The following is a 16,733-nucleotide window of genomic DNA, read 5'->3' as shown; positions in this document are numbered from 1 at the left end:
GAAACAATGGCATCGATCCTAGTAGTAGACGACTCTCCTACTGTTCTCAACGTTGTCCGATTGGCTTTGAGTAGCCAAGGACATTCCGTACAAGCTTGTGACACAGGAGAAAAAGCTCTTGAAATCCTAAATTCCGATCCATCTATTCAATTGGGAATATTTGATTTTAATATGCCTGGAATCAGTGGAGTGAACCTAATTCAAGAATCAAAAAAAATCATCAAAAACCTTGATTTTAAAATTATTGTTTTATCTGCTGAAGACAAACCAGATATCATCGCCAACGCATTGTTTAATGGCGCTGATGCTTGGATGGTTAAACCATTTAACAACCAACAATTGATCAAACAAGTAGCGGAGTTATTTGAAAACGATGCTTCCTTTTGAAGTAAATGTAATATTCGCCGTCACCGTCATCTCGGTAGTATTCAATACCTCGATGGTGATTATCATTTACTATCTTTCGAAACATTCAAGATCCGAAGTAAAGTTATCATATACAGCTTTTTTTCTAGCAGTTCTCGTATTACGAAACCTAACTTTATTTCTATTTGGCGACTCAAACGAAACTATTTATTTTTTTTTCGCAGAGACATTTTCATTAATTTCTTCCTGTTTACTGGTTTCCGCCGTTTTACCAATCCTTAGTAAAAAAATTAACCCAATCTCCATTTATATTTCTTATTACGTTATATTCGTCATATTTGTTTCCTTATTATTAACCGACCTACCCTTTTCATGGAAAGCAATGCCTTCGGCCTTTTTTCATGCAGGAGCTTTAGTTATATTTGGTGTAACAGTATTTAGATTAAATACCTATGCAAAAGCATTCCGTTTTTTCTTTATTACTGTTTGCCTCTTACTCACTCTCCAAAGACTTACTTTTCCTTACTTATTCGGGTTAGAGTGGTATAGACCTCTTGGATATACAGTGAACACATTATTGATGTTTCTTTTCGGAGTCGGTTGTATACTTTTTAACTTCAACGTACAAACCAATCAATTAAATCTATCTCTTGTAGAACTCGAAGTATTACAGAAAACGATTAGAGACGTTAACGTTCGCCTTCTTATTATGTACAACCAACTCCCGGCGATCATTTATAATATTGAATTTTTACCTGAACCTAGAACTTCCTACATAAGCCCCAAGATGGAAGAAATTACTGGGTATGGACTCAATTTCTTTTACGAAAACCCAGATTTTTTTAGAGATATAGTCATACCCGAAGACCAACATAAAATTTCAGAACTATATGCAGGTAATTCACCAATCATTTTAAGAATGATCCATGCGAATGGTTCACTGATTTGGACAGAACACTACGTAAATGTTTCTTTTGATATTTTAGGTATTGAAAAACGGATTGATGTGGTTGCTCTTGATATTACAAAATCCAAAAAAACAGAAATTTCTTTACTCCAGGAAAAAAACCTAAACACTACCGTCTTTGAAAATGCAGCAAATTTAATTTTATTAACCGATGCCAAAGGTCTGATTGAAAGCATCAATTCGGCTACAGAATCAATCTTAGGTCTTCGAAAAAACGATGCCATTGGAAATTATATTCAAGATGTCATTTTACTTCCAGAAGATCGTGATTATTTAACAGCAGTTTTGGATGATGTAAATGAAATTCAGAAAATTGCAGAAAGTTTGATCTTACGTTGTGTAACTACTTCCAACCGGATTTTGTATTTAGAATGGAGGCTTGGGATCATTCGTGATAACCAAAACGAACCATCAAAAATCATTTGGATTGGAATTGATCAAACTTCTAAACGAGCAGCGGAAATTGAACTAAGAGACCTCAATAAATCTCTGGAGGAAAAAGTCAGGGCAAGAACAAAAGAACTCCAATCAAGTAACTTCGAACTCAATTCTGCATTATATGCCCTAAGAGAAGCTCAACAAAAGTTAATTCAAAATGAGAAGATGGTTTCTCTTGGGCAACTTGTATCCGGGCTTGCTCATGAAATCAACAATCCCATAGGAATGATTAAATCATCTGTGGAAACATTGATCTCCGAATGGGAAGAAGAAAAAATCCATGAATCCAATATTCAAATCACGGAACTAATACAATTCATCCTCGACACGGACTCAGACGGTCTTCGCATTTTAACCGGACTGTCCAATAGACAAGCAAGGAAATCGCTAACAGAGAGTTTAAAACTACACTCCGTTCCATTAGAAGAAGAACTCGCTGAACTTTTTGTTGATTCGGGTATTCGTAATCTTTCTAACGCAATCATAACTAAAATCAAATCGGTCATTCGCAATAAAGAAGACTTCCTTACTTTACGAAGACTACTACTTGTCAAACAATCGTCAGAACATATTTTATACTCAGTAAAAAGACTTTCAAAAATTACTTATACACTTAAAAACTTTGCCGGATTACAATCCAACCTAGAACTAAACGATTATTCATTATCAGACACAATTCATTCGGCAGTTTCGCTTTATAAAGAACATTTCCTAAGAGATATCAACCTAATACTCAATTTAGAATATAGCGGGACTGTCCGGTGTATTCAAGGTGATCTAGTGCAACTTTGGAGCCAAATCATTTGGAATTCCATCCAAGCAGTTGCTGTAAAAGGTACATTACAAATTCGAAGTTTCAAAAGATCAGAAACCATTCATGTAGAAATAGAAGACTCTGGTGTTGGTATCCCACAAGAAAATCATTCAAAAATATTTATGCCATTTTTTTCTACGAAAACAACTGGGGATGGACTAGGCCTTGGGTTGTATCTGGTAAAAGAAATTGCCAATAGACACAACGCAAACGTTGAATTTGAATCGGCAAAGGGTAGGACAATTTTTAAGGTTAGTTTTCCTCTAACTACTTAATTGAAATTTTTCCTGTAGAATCTGTTTTTCCTATTAAAGAAGCAGACTCACCAAGTGTTTCTAACTCTGCAAGAACAGAATCTACCTGTGATGGATCTACAACTATAATATATCCTACACCCATATTAAAGGTTCCATACATATCATGACGATCCAAACTGTGATCTTTTTCTAACTTCGAGAAAACATAAGATTCCGGAATCAAATTAATCTCTGCGCCAATTCCTGCCGGTAATACCCGAGGAATGTTTTCGTAAAAACCACCACCAGTGATATGAACCATACCTTTAATGGGAAATTTTTCGATTAAAGACAGAATTGTTCTTACATAAATTTTAGTTGGTTGGAACACATGGTCTTTCAAAAAATCTAAATCAGTCGATGAAGTTGGCAACTTTCCATCTTTTAGTAACAACTTGCGAATGAGTGAAAAACCATTACTATGTGGACCAGAAGACCCCAAACCAATAATAGAATCACCAGCTTTGATCGAACGACCATCAATCATCTTTTGTTTTTCAACAACACCAACAACAAATCCTGCTAAATCATATTCATCATCTGGCATAACACCTGGATGTTCTGCAGTTTCACCACCGACCAATGCACAATCAGCTAAAGTACAACCTTTAACAATTCCAGACACAATGGCTTCCATTCGAGGCAAAAAGAGTTTACCACAAGCAATATAATCCTGAAAGAACAATGGTTTTCCACCATTCACAAGAATATCATTTACACACATCGCAACCAAATCAATTCCAACTGTGTCGTGAATGTCCAACAAACGAGCGATTTGAAGTTTAGTTCCAACTCCGTCTGTGCCAGACAAAAGGATGGGTTCGTTATAAGATTTTAAAAAACTAACATCGTAACATGCCGCAAATCCGCCAAGACCACCCAACACATTTTTGTTATGAGTAGAGGCTACATTTGTTTTGATTCTTTTTACAAACTCTTGTCCTTTTTCGGTATCAACACCGGCATCTTTGTATGTAACTTTATTTGAATCAGACATGGAGTTTTCCTGTAGTGGTATTAATAAGGGAAAGGGTATGATTGGGAGTGATCGTTTTTGCAATCCTTCCAGCGAGATGAACATAATCAGAATCAGAAGTATTCAAGAGGATATCTAATTGGTTTTTATTCTCTTGAAAATCTGGCAGATTTAGAATTCGTTTCATATGGAGTGTAGTTCCCAAATTTCCATCGTAAACTTTTACTTTTGGATAATTATAAAGAATTCTTTCTTTCAGAAAAATATAATGTGTACAACCTAACACAAAAATATCGGAATCATTTACTACGGTTTTGATTTTAGAATCAAACAAATTCCAAGCATCTTCCCAAAGATCTTTATCAATTAATTTTGCAAGTCCCTCACATGGGACAGGAAGTATTTCTGTTCCCGCGGGAAATCCAGAAACTAAGTTTTTGAACTTCTCTTCTTTTAATGTAAGATCCGTTGCAAACACAGCAATTTTGACCCCAGGGTTTTGACTCACCGCTGGTTTTAAAGCAGGTTCCATTCCAAAAATAGGGACCGAATGTTTAGCTCGAAGGAAATCGGCAGCAGCTGATGTCGCCGTATTACAAGCGAACAAAACAGCTTCACAATCTTTCTCTATTAGATATTCAAAAGCATTTTTTGAAAGTTCCAAAACTTCTGATTTGGATTTTTGTCCGTAAGGAGAATTTATTAAATCGCCAAAATAGATGTAATCAATATTGGAAGTTTCTTTCCACAATGTCCGGAGGACAGAAAGTCCACCCAGACCCGAATCGAAAATACCTATTTTATATCTTCCGCGAGAATTCATTTAAGATGCTAAATACTTTCCTATATTTTCCGCAAGAGTTGTGTAAATCCATTCGAACTTTGCTTCGTCTTCTTCAAGTAAGGTGACTCGGAATCCATTCCGATTACAACAAAAGGAACTAAGCGGAACCACACAAATTCCAGCAGAAGCTAACAAATGCAAAACGAACCGTCTATCAAGTGCAGCTTTGTCCATAAGTGGTGCCACAAAATCACGAACCTTAGTATTTGATATGGGAAGAGTCATATGTGGTTTTAAAGCCCCATCTTCAAATAAAACGGTTAAATAAAAAGCACCCTTTGGTTGGATGACTTTGACCCCAGGGATACCGGAAAGCAAGGTCGTTGCCTTCTCTGCACGTTTTTTAAACTTTTGATTTCTAAACTTTAAATGGTTTAAAAATTCGGGATGAGAATAAACCAGTGGAATCGAAAGTTGTGGTAGCGTTGTAGAACAAACTTCCAACATTTTAGCATCTAACAAAGATTTAATGTATCTTTCGAAAGTTGGATCGTTTTTACGATTGAATACCTCAAGCCATCCACATCGAGCACCAGGCCACGGAAATTCTTTCGAAATCGATCTAAGTGCAAAACCACAAACTTTGTCTCCAATCACTTCAGACAAATGGATACTACCCCATTCTGAATAATTAACATGAGCATAGGTTTCATCGCAAATTAAGATAATGTCATATTTTTCGCAAATTTTAACAATCTCTCTCATCACTTCTTTTGGATATACCGCACCAGTAGGATTGTCTGGATTGATGAGAAGAATCCCTGCAATCGAATCATTGTATTTTACTTTATTTTCAATGTCTTCTAAATCAGGCATCCAGTCGTTATCGGGATTTAATTCATAAGTTAGATGTTCGTAGCCGGAATGAGCCGCTTCAGCAGAAGATAACGTCGAGTAGGCGGGAGAAGGTCCAAGGATCCTTGCCTCTCTTCTCATAAATCCAAATATTTTTGCAACTGCATCACCGAGGCCGTTAAAAAATAAAATATCCTCGGAAGTGATTTGAGCCCCACCCCTTTCATTGACCTTTGTTGCTAAAAATTTACGAGTAGTTTCATCCCCTTGTGTTGCCGTATAGGCCCAAGATTTGTTTTGGGCGACAAGTCCACTGACGATGTCTTTCATCCATTCGGGGATGGATTCTCCCTTTTGGATTGGGTCTCCAATATTTTCCCAAGTAATGCCGATTCCCATAGCCTCAATTTGTTTGGCAAGGGCGACAATCTGGCGGATTTCATAAATGAGTGCATCAGCACCCGAGTGGACTATATTTCTTCTCATAAAATTTACTGGCCCTTTTTATAGGCGGCTTCGACCAAAGGGATCGATAATTCCATCTCTTGGGTATCCCGTAATATCTTCAACCGTAAGACGCCTCCAAGACCAACAAGTCCCACTTGTTCTCGTAAATCATTGATATGGCGGATTTGTAGGCCATTCGCCCCTTCAATAAAGTCGTAACGTCGAAGCCCCCCTTTTTCCGCAGAGGAGTTAGGTTCGATATCATAGACCAAAACACCGACGGTTTCCCCGGGAATCCCCAGGGATTTCCTGTGGTCCGGAAGAGGAGCAGTCGCCATGACACCTAGGGTTGCCGGTCGAATGTTTTGGCCGACATTTTGTTCGATTTGGCGAAGGACTCGTTTGGCATAATTGATAGGAATGGCAAATCCGATCCCTGCGCTTGCTCCCGAAGAAGAACGAATCATGCGGTTGATCCCAACAACTTCCCCGTAAATATTGAGCAGCGGACCACCACTGGATCCCGGATTGATCGCTGTATCAGTTTGAATATGGGTTTGCCCAGTTTCATCCAAATCCTCTCGCGATTTAGCTGAAACCACTCCCACGGTGAATGTTTTCTCTAGACCATAAGGGGAACCCACGGCAATGGCCCAGTCCCCAACTTCAATTTCATCGGAATTACCAAGAAAGGCAGGAGTAAAACGGTCGTTACTTGGGATTTTCAAAAGAGCAATGTCGGCCCGTTCATGACTTCCCACATAACGTGCTGGAAAAATTCGTCCATCGGACATGATGATTTCGATGATCTCTGCATTTTTAATGACATGGTAGTTTGTAACAACAAATCCCCTTTCATCAATGATGAATCCACTACCAATCGAAGATATCCGATCTTCCCGACTTTCCCCAAAAGCGTAAGGATGAAAAATCATCTCTGTTTTTTTCGTACGGATAGAGACTACAAATTGCTGTGCTTCCCGATAAACATTACGAAAACTCGTTTGGATTTGTATGGCTTGGCTTTGTTTGCTAGAAGAAATGGGTTTTGGAGAAGCAAATAGTTTTGTGACTGCCGATCGAATTTCAGGAAAGAAGATCGCAAACAAAAGTACAAAAACTAATGCAAAGTTAATGTAGACGACTGGCGGAATCGAAGTTTTTCTTTCCATAGAATGTCAAAACCCCTTCCACTTTTGTCGATTCCCCTTCCTTGTCGAACCAAAAAGATTCCAAGAATATTTACGGTTTTACTATTCCCCATTTTTATTTCTGGGTGTTTACCATATTTATTTCACTTAGGTAAGGAACAATCGTCCATTATCTTGGGTCGTGAAAAAATCGAAGATATTCTTAACCTACCGGAATTAGATATAAAAACAAAACAAAAATTAAATTTAATTCGAGATGCCAGAAATTTTGCCATCGGGGAACTAACATTAAATGAAAAAGGAGGTTTTGAGTACTATACAAAGTTAGATCGAGAAGAAATCGGTTGGAATGTCAGTGCTTCAGAGGCATTAGAACTTAAGTCCTATACCTGGTGGTTTCCCATTGCAGGAACAGTTCCCTACAAAGGTTTTTTTGACAAACAAATGGCAATCTCACTCGAAAAAGAATTACAATCCGAAGGGTATGATACACGTATCCGAGCTATCGGCGGATACTCGACACTTGGTTGGTTTTCTGATCCCGTTCTTTCTCCACAGTTAAGTTGGCCAGACCATAGACTGGTTGGTCTAGTTTTCCACGAAATGGCACATGCCACAGCCTACCTTCCGGGGGACAGCACCCTTAACGAATCTTACGCCAGTTATGTGGAAGAAAAAGGAATAGAAATTTATTATACAAAAAAAGAAGGGGAATCAAGTCTTCATTTGCAAAAATTTAAAAAAGAGAAGGTTCGTCGCGAAGTCACTCTAAGTCTTTTAAAAAAATATGCAGAGGAATTAAAAACACTTTATACTTCAGGAATAGATTCAGAAAACAAACACTTACAAAAACAAGAAATCATCAAAAGATTTAAAGAAGATGTGATCCAAAAAAAATTAGTACCTGAAGAAAAATCCAAAGAATTTCTAACAAGAGAATGGAACAACGAAGACTTTTTAGGGGCTCTTCGTTACCATTCTGGAGAATTCAGTTTTGAATCTTTGTTTATCAGTTCTGGTAAAAACTTCCGACAGTTTCATAAAGAAGTTCAAAAGCTCTTTGATCTACCAGAAGAAAGTCGTAAACAATTTCTAAACAAAGAGCTCTAATCTTCTATCATAGCGGATGTATAAAGTTTATAACCAATCCAAAAGCGGTCATCCACAGTAGAATTTCTGGCCGCATCTTTTCCTTCCACCAAACGAATGTGTAAAGGTTTTGGTAAATCACTCGCTAACAAAAACTGTTTCAGAAAAAACAAATTATGAACCCCTGTTTGGATTCCTGAATGCAAAACAAATAACCCAACGTTCTCGCGAGCAAGGTAATAAGCAACCCCACTAAAATCATTTGTATATTGAGCCGACGCCCCCATCCTTTGATTTGCGTAAATAGTAGCAGTATTGGAATTTTTATTCGCCATATCAAATAAAGCACGTTCTCCCATACACAAATAATTGTTTTCGCACCAGCCTATCTCCGCGAAATCAATGCTATATGGTGCAAAACCATCTTTTTTACCACTGGTTTCCCAAAGAAGAAGATTCGCATTGATTTCGTTTTCCAAAGTAGATTTCCAACCAACGATGGATACATCTGGTTTTTTTGGTGTTATGGAATTATACTTAATCACAGGGTTGGAAAGAAAGTCAGATACAGAGGCAACTCCATAGTATTCTGTATCCGGTAAAACCATAGGAACCACCGCATGAATGCCTGAACTATAGATATAGTGACGGTTGGATTTATTTAATCTTAGGTTCGTTCGGTATTTATCTGCGAGTGACTCTCTTAAAATCACTTCCTGGTTTCCTGACTCTGCAGAACGGAAATAACGAACGGACTCTCTATAAATCGATTTGTTATCAGAAAACAATTCGCGGCCAAGTGATTTCCCAGAAGCAAAACTTAAAAAATATGTTTTTTTACCAAGATCAAAGAGTCCATGAAACTCTTGTTTCCCAATCATTTTCTTTTTCAATCGCTCCGCATAGAATTCAAAGTTCGGGAGATGTTTTACATACAATTCATTGTTGGAAAATCGATTGGAGGTAAAACGGAAAGTCTCTCGAGCAACTGCCAAATCAAAAAAACTTTCAGAACTATTCTTTTCCAAACTTTGTTGTAAAAGGAAATGGAATAAAAACTCATACTCTTCTTTGAGTTCTGGGCTTAAAAACTCTCCACGATGTTTTTTGTTAAATTCATTTACCAGAGAAATATATTCCTCTGGTTTTTTGGATTTAGCAACCTGGAAGAATTTTAGAAACGGATTAGTGTGAGATATAGTAGAAGTTTGGTTTTTAAAAAAATCACGTTTCCACTTAAAATCGTTCCATCTTTCTTGCCAAAACCGATTTCCCTCTCCCAACTCTTTATCCATTGATTGAATTTTCGAAACCAAAGATTCCACCATTTCCGTTTCACCACGAAGTAACAAAGCTTTGGCCAGTTCCAAACGAAAAAATAAAGTTCGGTAATTGCGACCTTCTTTCAATTCTTCAGAAACCAAAAGTTCAATTAAAGAATTTACCTCCCCATTCTTTTGAAAGGGAACTGAACTCAAAAGTAAATGAAATAACAAAGTTTTATTCAAATGGGAAAGTTTGGTGATTACAGACTCCCCACTTGTCAAATACTCTGGTGTCAAAGATAGGGGTTCAAAGTATCCCGTTTGTAATTGTTCTTTCCATGCAGTATACAATCGCAAACGGTAGGAATCATAAATAGAATCGGCATATCCAAATTTTGTAAAATCGCGAGAAAGAACTTTTTCATCGAAATTTTTCCAGTCTTTTTTGAATCCATAATTGTAGGCTGAAGTAGAAGTGAGCGGAGTCAGATAAATTTCTTTATCACCCAACAAAAAACCTTTATGAAAGTATAACTCCAAAATACGGTTTTTAACGACCGTTTTTTCTTTTTGTGTTTTCGCAAGTTGTGTTAGTTTATTGGTTTCTAAATCAGCTTCGTTGAACAAATAATTTTGGATGTATAAAGTTCCCAAACGATAGGCTTGCAAAAAAGGATCTTCCTTTGTTTCGACTTTGGCTCTAAGTTCATTTTTACTGGCAATGTCTTTTACTTTTCCACTACGAAGTTGAATATAAAATTCCAAAGCCCCCAAATAAGAGTCTTTTTCTTCTCCTATAAATTCAGAAGAATTGTATTTACAATCTTCCTTTTCTTTAGATGAAAAACAAGACACAAGATATTCATATCGAATTTGGTTTTGAAAAGGAGAGTTTGCGTACTTCGACCAAAGAGGTTTAAATATAGACCTCCTAGGAACATTGGGGAATATTTCTGTTTTTAATTTTGCTAACTTTAATTCTAGAACAGGTAAAGACGGATCACCGTCATCTAATAGTGTAGAAGCCGTATAATAATTTTCATAAGCATCAACAAACTCTTTAGATTTTTCTTTGAGGAAACCAACAGAGATGAACTCTTCGGCTTTTTTAACAAGACCTTCTTTCGAAATCGTAAATTCTTTCCAATTACCAAAAAGCAAACGATCCTTATCTTTTGCAAACTGATCAAGTTTTAAAGAAGTATAGTTCTCTTTCGTTTCTGATTGATATGATACAACATTCTGAATTCGTTTCGAACGCAAAACTTCGTAAACCTTACTAAAAAGATTCCATTGTTTAGGAGTATTAAAATTAGCATCACTTAATCCTATGACCGAAATTTCAGAAGCACTCCCTTGAAATATTTCACGGAGCGGTAAAACATGAGATTTTTCGTCACCGAATAAACTTGTTTGTTTATCTAAAGAACGGTTTGTTACCAAATAATCAGTATCATAAAGATATACACCTAAATTTCCGGAAGATAAATGACGGACATTTGTATTTTGTTTATTTTTTTCCGAATCCCCATAAACGGTTACCCATTTCAATCTACGTTCATTTCTTTCAGGGAATAACTCATTATGTGTTCTATCAAAAAGCAGGGTCGGATAAAAATTGGTTTTTTTATATTCGTTAACAACAGATCGCACCAAACTTCCATTTGTTTTTGATCCGATGATTTGAATAGTAGGTGAAAAGTCTGTAAACTTCGGTAAACAGGAATAAATTTCCTCTAATGATTTACAGGTATCCGATTGAATTTTTCCCTGTGATAGATATAAAGTGTGAACAGATTCGTTTGTTTGATAAAGACCAATCCATCCATTTAAAAACTCATCGGAAGGTTGTCGTTTCGGATCTAAAAATGCAGATCTTTCTGGTGAAACGTTCCTAAGTTTAGTGATCACACTCTCTAAATTTTGCGCTTCAATTGACTGTTGTTTGAGAGAATGAATTACCGATTCTCGTTTTAATGCTTTTTCAGAAATGGAATTTGTAAGTTTACGGTATCCTTTTACCCATTTCAACAAGTCCTGATAATATAAATTTAACTTAGAGTCTTCAAATTCAAATTGAGCAGATACAAAATCCCGAAACAATTCCAGACTCCTAAAATTTTCCCAGTGATTTACAAATGTTTTGGTTTCACGAGAAGCCAGTTGAAGTTCTGAATAGGATTCCAAAAAGTCAACCAACCGATGTTTAGGAGAAAAAAGCCGGACACTCAAGTTCGTTTGATAAGTTTGAACAGCATCTTTACCATAGGTTAAGTAGTTGGAATTTCTTTCTTTAGGAGAACGAGATTTTTCCCATTTAAATCTTTGTACGTTCGCCCAAAACATTTCTTCATCCAAACGAAATTCATATGCAAGTTCCGAAGCCTCTTTCCATTTTTTTTCGGCCATAAGAACATCACCTAACTTCATATATATGGAATATAAATTTAACTGAATACGAACTCTTGTTTGCCTTGAAATGGGATCCAATGACAATCCAACAACACGCGGATCAACAAGACCAGGGTTTTCCAATAACTCAGCAGCTCTGGCTAAAAGAATATGATAGTCTTTTCCTTCTTTTTCCAAAAGCAGAGAAGAATAATACAGTCCAGTTCCGTAAACAATATCAAACTTTGGGTTATTCCCTCTAAATCCATTTTCACAAATTTCATTTTTTTCAGAACAGCTAGACATCTCTCTATCTTTCCAACGATCCAACTGACCAAGAAACTGATCCAATATAACACGTTTTTTTTCCACACCAAACTCTGTTGATTCCTGCATAAAAAAAACAGAATGCGCATAGTTTTGAAATAATTTCTCAAATCCTTTGTTAGAAGGATTTGAGAAAAGTAGTTCTGACAATTCCCTATAATGTTCTGCGGCTTCTGTTTGTAATTGGCTTCTTTGATAAATCTGCGCTTCTACCTGCCTAGATTTTGCTAAGATGTTTTTTCCAATGATTGTATCGTCTAAATCTTTAGATGTGATGAATTCATTCCGAGCCTGGATTTCCGATAATGCCGATGAATACTCTTCTTGTTCAATATGATTTTCAATCCGTATTCCCAATGTTAAGAGATATTTAAAATCATTTGGGAACTCACCAGGGAATCGGCCATCCCCTTTCACTCGAAAACTATCCCCAAAAAAAATATCCCACCAACTCCATTTTCGAAATCGCTGTAATAAAGATTCTTTATTAGAATTATATTCTATTTCAGCAATATTTAACATCTGATAGGAGTCACGGAAACGGCCGCTTTTCTGAAATGCAATCGCAAGATAATTTGCTAGGTTTACTGGGCTAATAAACTTCACATCTTTGTTATATGCAATAGCTGTTTGAAAAGAGGCAATTGCATCTTCAAAATTTCCAAATTCCAACTCGGAAAGACCTTTCAAAGAAAATAACAAAGCTAACTTAGAGCGGATCCCATTCAACTGCCCAAGAGTCATAGAATTTGGTTCAGATGCATAGGCATTCACCGACTGATAGTATTCATTTTTAAAATAGATATCGATCGATTTAGAAAATTGTTCTGCTGCTTTTTTGTATTGGCCTTGGTAAATCAAAGACTTACCATAATTAAAACGATATATGGCTTCTTGCCTGTATCCTTCGAATTGATTTTTAACAGATAGATATACAGAAACATCTTCTACATTACGATAACTTTCTGTTGCTTTTGGAAAGTTACTAAGTAAAAAATAATTATTCCCCAAATTAAGATTCAGATCGGAAATTACTTTACGATCTCCATAGTCCTCTCCCAAAAAAACCAGGATTTGATTGTAGAGTTCAATATTAGCTTCTAAATTTTTATCGGGGAAATATTTTTTATAAAGTGTTTCATATACTTCTGCATCAATCTCTCCCGACTTTGGATTTTTTTGCATTTTAATCAAATCAACATATTGATATAACCATCCAAGTAATTGATACGCATCATAGTGAGTAGGATCTGCATAGATGATCCAACGTAGTTCGAGTTCCGCTCTTTTAAAATTCTCTAGAATTTCCGTTTTACGAACATCTGTCATGGTTCCAGTAGCATAATAGTATGATTCGAAGGTTACATATTTATTGATTAAATAGTAAGAATACCCATAGAGAGTGGCAAGATCCAAATAAGGTCTTGCTCGAGGAACTGCTTGTTTATAATACAACTCGGTCCAACTAAGTGCTTTTTCAGACAACACTTCAATTTTTTCAAAGTCTTTGATGTCAACCACACCTCGCAGAAGTTCATTGTCTGTAAGTAGCGAAGTTACACCTGATAGATTCCCCACAACATTGAGTTTGTCTTTACTGAGAATGTTTAGTTGGTTTAAAAGAGCACGTTCTTCCTCCTCACGGATTTTTTTTCCGTAGAGGAAGATAGTATCTACCATCTTTCGTTGGTAATAAATAGCATATTCTTTATAAAGCGAGTCAAGATACAAATTCCTCGTTTTCACAAGAAACATGTTTTGGTTATTGAAAAAATAATGAAACGAAGATTGGAGTAAATCACCAATGCGTTCAAATTCAACTGCTTTGTTTTCAAAATAAAAAAAGGCACTTTGAATGTCTTCTGCACCCAAATCAACTCCCAATATTGGATCATAAAACTCTAAATAGATTTTTAGGTTTCGGAGTGCATCGGAAGTATTCCCCGAAGCCTTTTGATTATAGTACTTTAATAAATTTGCCCGGAGTAAAATCGGACTTTTGTAAGCCGCGATAAATGCAGGTGTTTCAAAAATAGAAGGTTTCCCTGGTGGCTCCAAATCAATTTGGATTGGGATAGGAATGATCGAATCCAAAACTTCATTGGATTCACTGAACTTACGAATGTCTGACAAAGCTTTTGCTTTCAGATATTTCAAAGTAAGTGAAAATTGGGAAATCTGGTTTACTTCTGAATCGGCCAAAAGCATATTCACTTGTAAAATCAGTGACTCGCTATTACGATTTTCAGAAATTTTCTGAATCACATCTTCTAAAAGATAACGAAGGTCTCTCTTTTGATCATTCGAAAATGGAACAGACGGATTGGATAAATACCGAGTTTTTTCCTTTTCCCAACCTTGGATCATCTCCTGATACAATAAGGATAACTTTAATGAATTTGGTTTAAATTCATATCCGCCTAAACGACGTTTAATTTCATCGATTTGATGATAATCCGGAAATTTTTCATAAATAAACTTCAACGCTTCGACGGTTTGTGTAAGTTTCTTTTCAGTTTCCAATTCGTCCGCATACAAATGATACAACATAGCTTCTGCATCTTTTGTCCACTTGGAGGATGGTTGAGATTTGACCTCACTTACGAAATCAAATTTTTTACCCGTCTGCTTTGACTCTTCCCAACGAACAAGGGTTAATGCAAATTGATTTTTATTTAAATAAGCTTTTTGACGATAAGACTCTAAAAATAACCTAGCCTCTTCTCGTTTCCCAATTCTGATCAGCGATATATATTTTAATACGGCAACTCTTGCTGAATAAACAGGGAATAATGGATCTTCAGAGTAGAATAATTCCACCGAATCCAAAGCCAAAAAATAAGATTCTAAACTTTGCCCACTAGAAAAGGTTTTTGCATATTGGTATTGTTCACGAATGTTCGTTTGTTTGGGGATGGCTCCATTTTCAGGAATGAAGTAGATATTAATAGCATTGAAATAAGACGCCGAAAAAAGAATAGAACCTCCATTGAAGTGAGAATAACGCACATCAAAATTGGAAGTTTCCCCAGAAGAAAGAATTCTTTCTTCCCCCGTTTCCAAGTTCATCATCACAAGAATACTATGATCTCTTTCGTCTAGTTTTCCATTTTGGTTTGTGTCCTTCCGAATGGAAGCATAGTATAAATTTTTTGATTTTGAATCTACAGTTGGAGAGAAATCTAAATAGGCATTATTTGTAATTCTCTGAACCTCTGAATTTTGTAAGTTGATTTTATAAACTTCACCTTTAGGTTCTTCAAAATAAGAAATAAAATAAATGGCAGTCCCATCGGAAGCAACATAAGGAGAAGTAGCACCTTTTGAAGTGATAGGAGTCACTTGATCTGGATTTTTTAATTTCAGCGCACAAAGATTGGGTAGTCCAGGTGTAAATCTGTCCGATACAAAATAAATAGTTTCACCATCAGGAGACCAAACCGGATCTGTATCAATGATTCCTTTTTTATATTCACCTTTTTTATCCGGTTTATTTGTTAAATTAATAAAGTCATCATCGATGAACCGATTTCCTTTGAGTAACTCACGTGTCCACTCCTCCGTATCCATCGGTAAAAGAATTAAGTCACCTTCAGAATCAAATTCCTCAGAAACAAAAACCAAATATTTTCCGTTAGGTGAAATAGACGGCTTGGTTTCCGAAAATGGATGGTTGGTTACTGGAACAACTACAGAACTTTGTAAGTCACGAAACCAAATATCAAAATTCCCTTTTTGGTCCGTGGCATAAAACAAATACCTTCCATCTTTTGTCGTTGAGTTATAGAGGTTATTCCCTCTTTGTACGGTAAGGGGGAAAGGTTTCGATTGTGTTGGTGAAAAATAGTTTTTAGATATAGCCGAATAATCAAAATCGACATTGGTCATTTTCACATTTTTCTGAAATAAAACGCAGTTGAGGAAAACAAATGGAAAAAGGGCTAAAAGAAAGAGAGGAAACCGTAGAACAGGTTTCATTGAAATTTCTCCCATCTGCCAGTAATTGTTTCAAAATATTCTCCAGCTGAAACTGCTTTATAATATTCATCAACTAATGATTGTTTGTATTTTGCAAGTTCCTCTTCTTTTTTTCCTTTTTTCTTTTGATTGGATACTTCTTTTTCCCAAATAATCTTTCTTGATTCATTCAAAAAAACAATCACATCTTCTACACGTTTTTTTTTGGCCGGAATTTCATATTGATTGTATGTAGGTAAACCCAATGCAAGAGGATTTAACTTTACAAAACCTGCCGGTGTCTCCCCTACCATTCCGTGCATTTTGTATTTTTTTAATTCCGGATTCAAATAGTTTAAACGTATTCTATGCGCTCTAATTTCAGGATCCGAATCTTCAGATGCCAACCTCTCACGATTGGATTGACCATTCGAAGAAGATTGAATAGAAGCAATCATCCATCCTTCTTTCTCTAACTCTCGATCTTCTCCGACCATTTGTTTTTCTGCTGCAGTCTGTGCATTGGTGATGGTAATGGGAGGAACTTTTAGATTTAAAAAGGATTTACAACCCAACAATAAAAATACAAGGACAAGACGTTTCATAAATA

9 protein-coding genes are annotated in these 16,733 nt (G+C 36.2%); 3 read left to right on the top strand and 6 right to left on the bottom strand.

The features are described 5' to 3' along the window. Positions 1-6: 6 nt before the first annotated feature. Together EHQ49_RS06280 and EHQ49_RS06275 are read left to right on the top strand one after the other, a co-directional pair. Entirely contained in the window at positions 7-387 is a 381-nt protein-coding gene (locus EHQ49_RS06280; RefSeq protein ID WP_135577380.1) for a response regulator, read from the top strand. Further along, positions 374-2,860: a PAS domain-containing sensor histidine kinase gene (locus tag EHQ49_RS06275; protein ID WP_135577781.1), complete on the top strand. Its 2,487-nt coding sequence runs from the start codon at positions 374-376 to the stop codon at positions 2,858-2,860. Before EHQ49_RS06280 ends, EHQ49_RS06275 begins: the two co-directional genes overlap by 14 nt. On the opposite strand, the gene purM is transcribed toward EHQ49_RS06275, so the two are convergent. The 4 genes from purM to EHQ49_RS06255 are packed head-to-tail and all read right to left on the bottom strand — an operon-like array spanning position 2,853 to position 7,115. Then, positions 2,853-3,878, bottom strand: a complete 1,026-nt coding sequence (gene purM / locus EHQ49_RS06270; protein WP_135577378.1) for a phosphoribosylformylglycinamidine cyclo-ligase — start codon at positions 3,876-3,878, stop codon at positions 2,853-2,855. The two genes, EHQ49_RS06275 and purM, sit on opposite strands and share 8 nt — an antisense overlap. Then, positions 3,871-4,680, bottom strand: coding sequence for a glutamate racemase (gene murI, locus EHQ49_RS06265; protein ID WP_135577376.1), 810 nt, complete (start codon positions 4,678-4,680; stop codon positions 3,871-3,873). The genes purM and murI overlap by 8 nt, the downstream gene beginning before the upstream one ends. Beyond that, positions 4,681-5,982: a pyridoxal phosphate-dependent aminotransferase gene (locus EHQ49_RS06260; protein WP_135577375.1), complete on the bottom strand. Its 1,302-nt coding sequence runs from the start codon at positions 5,980-5,982 to the stop codon at positions 4,681-4,683. Positions 5,983-5,987: 5 nt separating this feature from the next. Continuing rightward, complete coding sequence (locus tag EHQ49_RS06255; RefSeq protein ID WP_002989378.1) at positions 5,988-7,115, bottom strand: S1C family serine protease; 1,128 nt, start codon at positions 7,113-7,115, stop codon at positions 5,988-5,990. A 3-nt stretch (positions 7,116-7,118) separates the two neighbouring features. Between EHQ49_RS06255 and EHQ49_RS06250 the strand changes: the two genes are divergently transcribed. After that, entirely contained in the window at positions 7,119-8,204 is a 1,086-nt protein-coding gene (locus EHQ49_RS06250; protein WP_135577373.1) for an aminopeptidase, read from the top strand. Here EHQ49_RS06250 and EHQ49_RS06245 read toward each other — a convergent pair. Both EHQ49_RS06245 and EHQ49_RS06240 read right to left on the bottom strand, forming a co-directional pair. After that, on the bottom strand, positions 8,201-16,144 hold the full coding sequence (locus EHQ49_RS06245) for a PD40 domain-containing protein (protein WP_208732163.1): 7,944 nt from the start codon (positions 16,142-16,144) through the stop codon (positions 8,201-8,203). The two genes, EHQ49_RS06250 and EHQ49_RS06245, sit on opposite strands and share 4 nt — an antisense overlap. Next, the gene (locus EHQ49_RS06240) at positions 16,141-16,728 is read right to left on the bottom strand and encodes a DUF1318 domain-containing protein (protein WP_135577368.1); all 588 of its coding nucleotides are present in this window, start codon (positions 16,726-16,728) and stop codon (positions 16,141-16,143) included. The genes EHQ49_RS06245 and EHQ49_RS06240 overlap by 4 nt, the downstream gene beginning before the upstream one ends. Positions 16,729-16,733: the final 5 nt, after the last annotated feature.

The sequence above is a fragment of the Leptospira perdikensis genome, from assembly GCF_004769575.1.
GTDB lineage: Bacteria > Spirochaetota > Leptospiria > Leptospirales > Leptospiraceae > Leptospira_A > Leptospira_A perdikensis.
Note: the sequence above shows the minus strand (reverse complement) of the source record. Positions and strands in the feature narration are given on the sequence as shown.

Excerpts from the sequence above, each read along its gene's own strand:
- EHQ49_RS06250 (WP_135577373.1), top strand. The coding sequence starts at position 7,119 with ATGTCAAAACCCCTTCCACTTTTGTCGATTCCCCTTCCTTGTCGAACC.
- EHQ49_RS06240 (WP_135577368.1), bottom strand. The coding sequence starts at position 16,728 with ATGAAACGTCTTGTCCTTGTATTTTTATTGTTGGGTTGTAAATCCTTT.
- purM (WP_135577378.1), bottom strand. The coding sequence starts at position 3,878 with ATGTCTGATTCAAATAAAGTTACATACAAAGATGCCGGTGTTGATACC.
- EHQ49_RS06260 (WP_135577375.1), bottom strand. The coding sequence starts at position 5,982 with ATGAGAAGAAATATAGTCCACTCGGGTGCTGATGCACTCATTTATGAA.
- murI (WP_135577376.1), bottom strand. The coding sequence starts at position 4,680 with ATGAATTCTCGCGGAAGATATAAAATAGGTATTTTCGATTCGGGTCTG.
- EHQ49_RS06255 (WP_002989378.1), bottom strand. The coding sequence starts at position 7,115 with ATGGAAAGAAAAACTTCGATTCCGCCAGTCGTCTACATTAACTTTGCA.
- EHQ49_RS06280 (WP_135577380.1), top strand. The coding sequence starts at position 7 with ATGGCATCGATCCTAGTAGTAGACGACTCTCCTACTGTTCTCAACGTT.
- EHQ49_RS06245 (WP_208732163.1), bottom strand. The coding sequence starts at position 16,144 with ATGAAACCTGTTCTACGGTTTCCTCTCTTTCTTTTAGCCCTTTTTCCA.
- EHQ49_RS06275 (WP_135577781.1), top strand. The coding sequence starts at position 374 with ATGCTTCCTTTTGAAGTAAATGTAATATTCGCCGTCACCGTCATCTCG.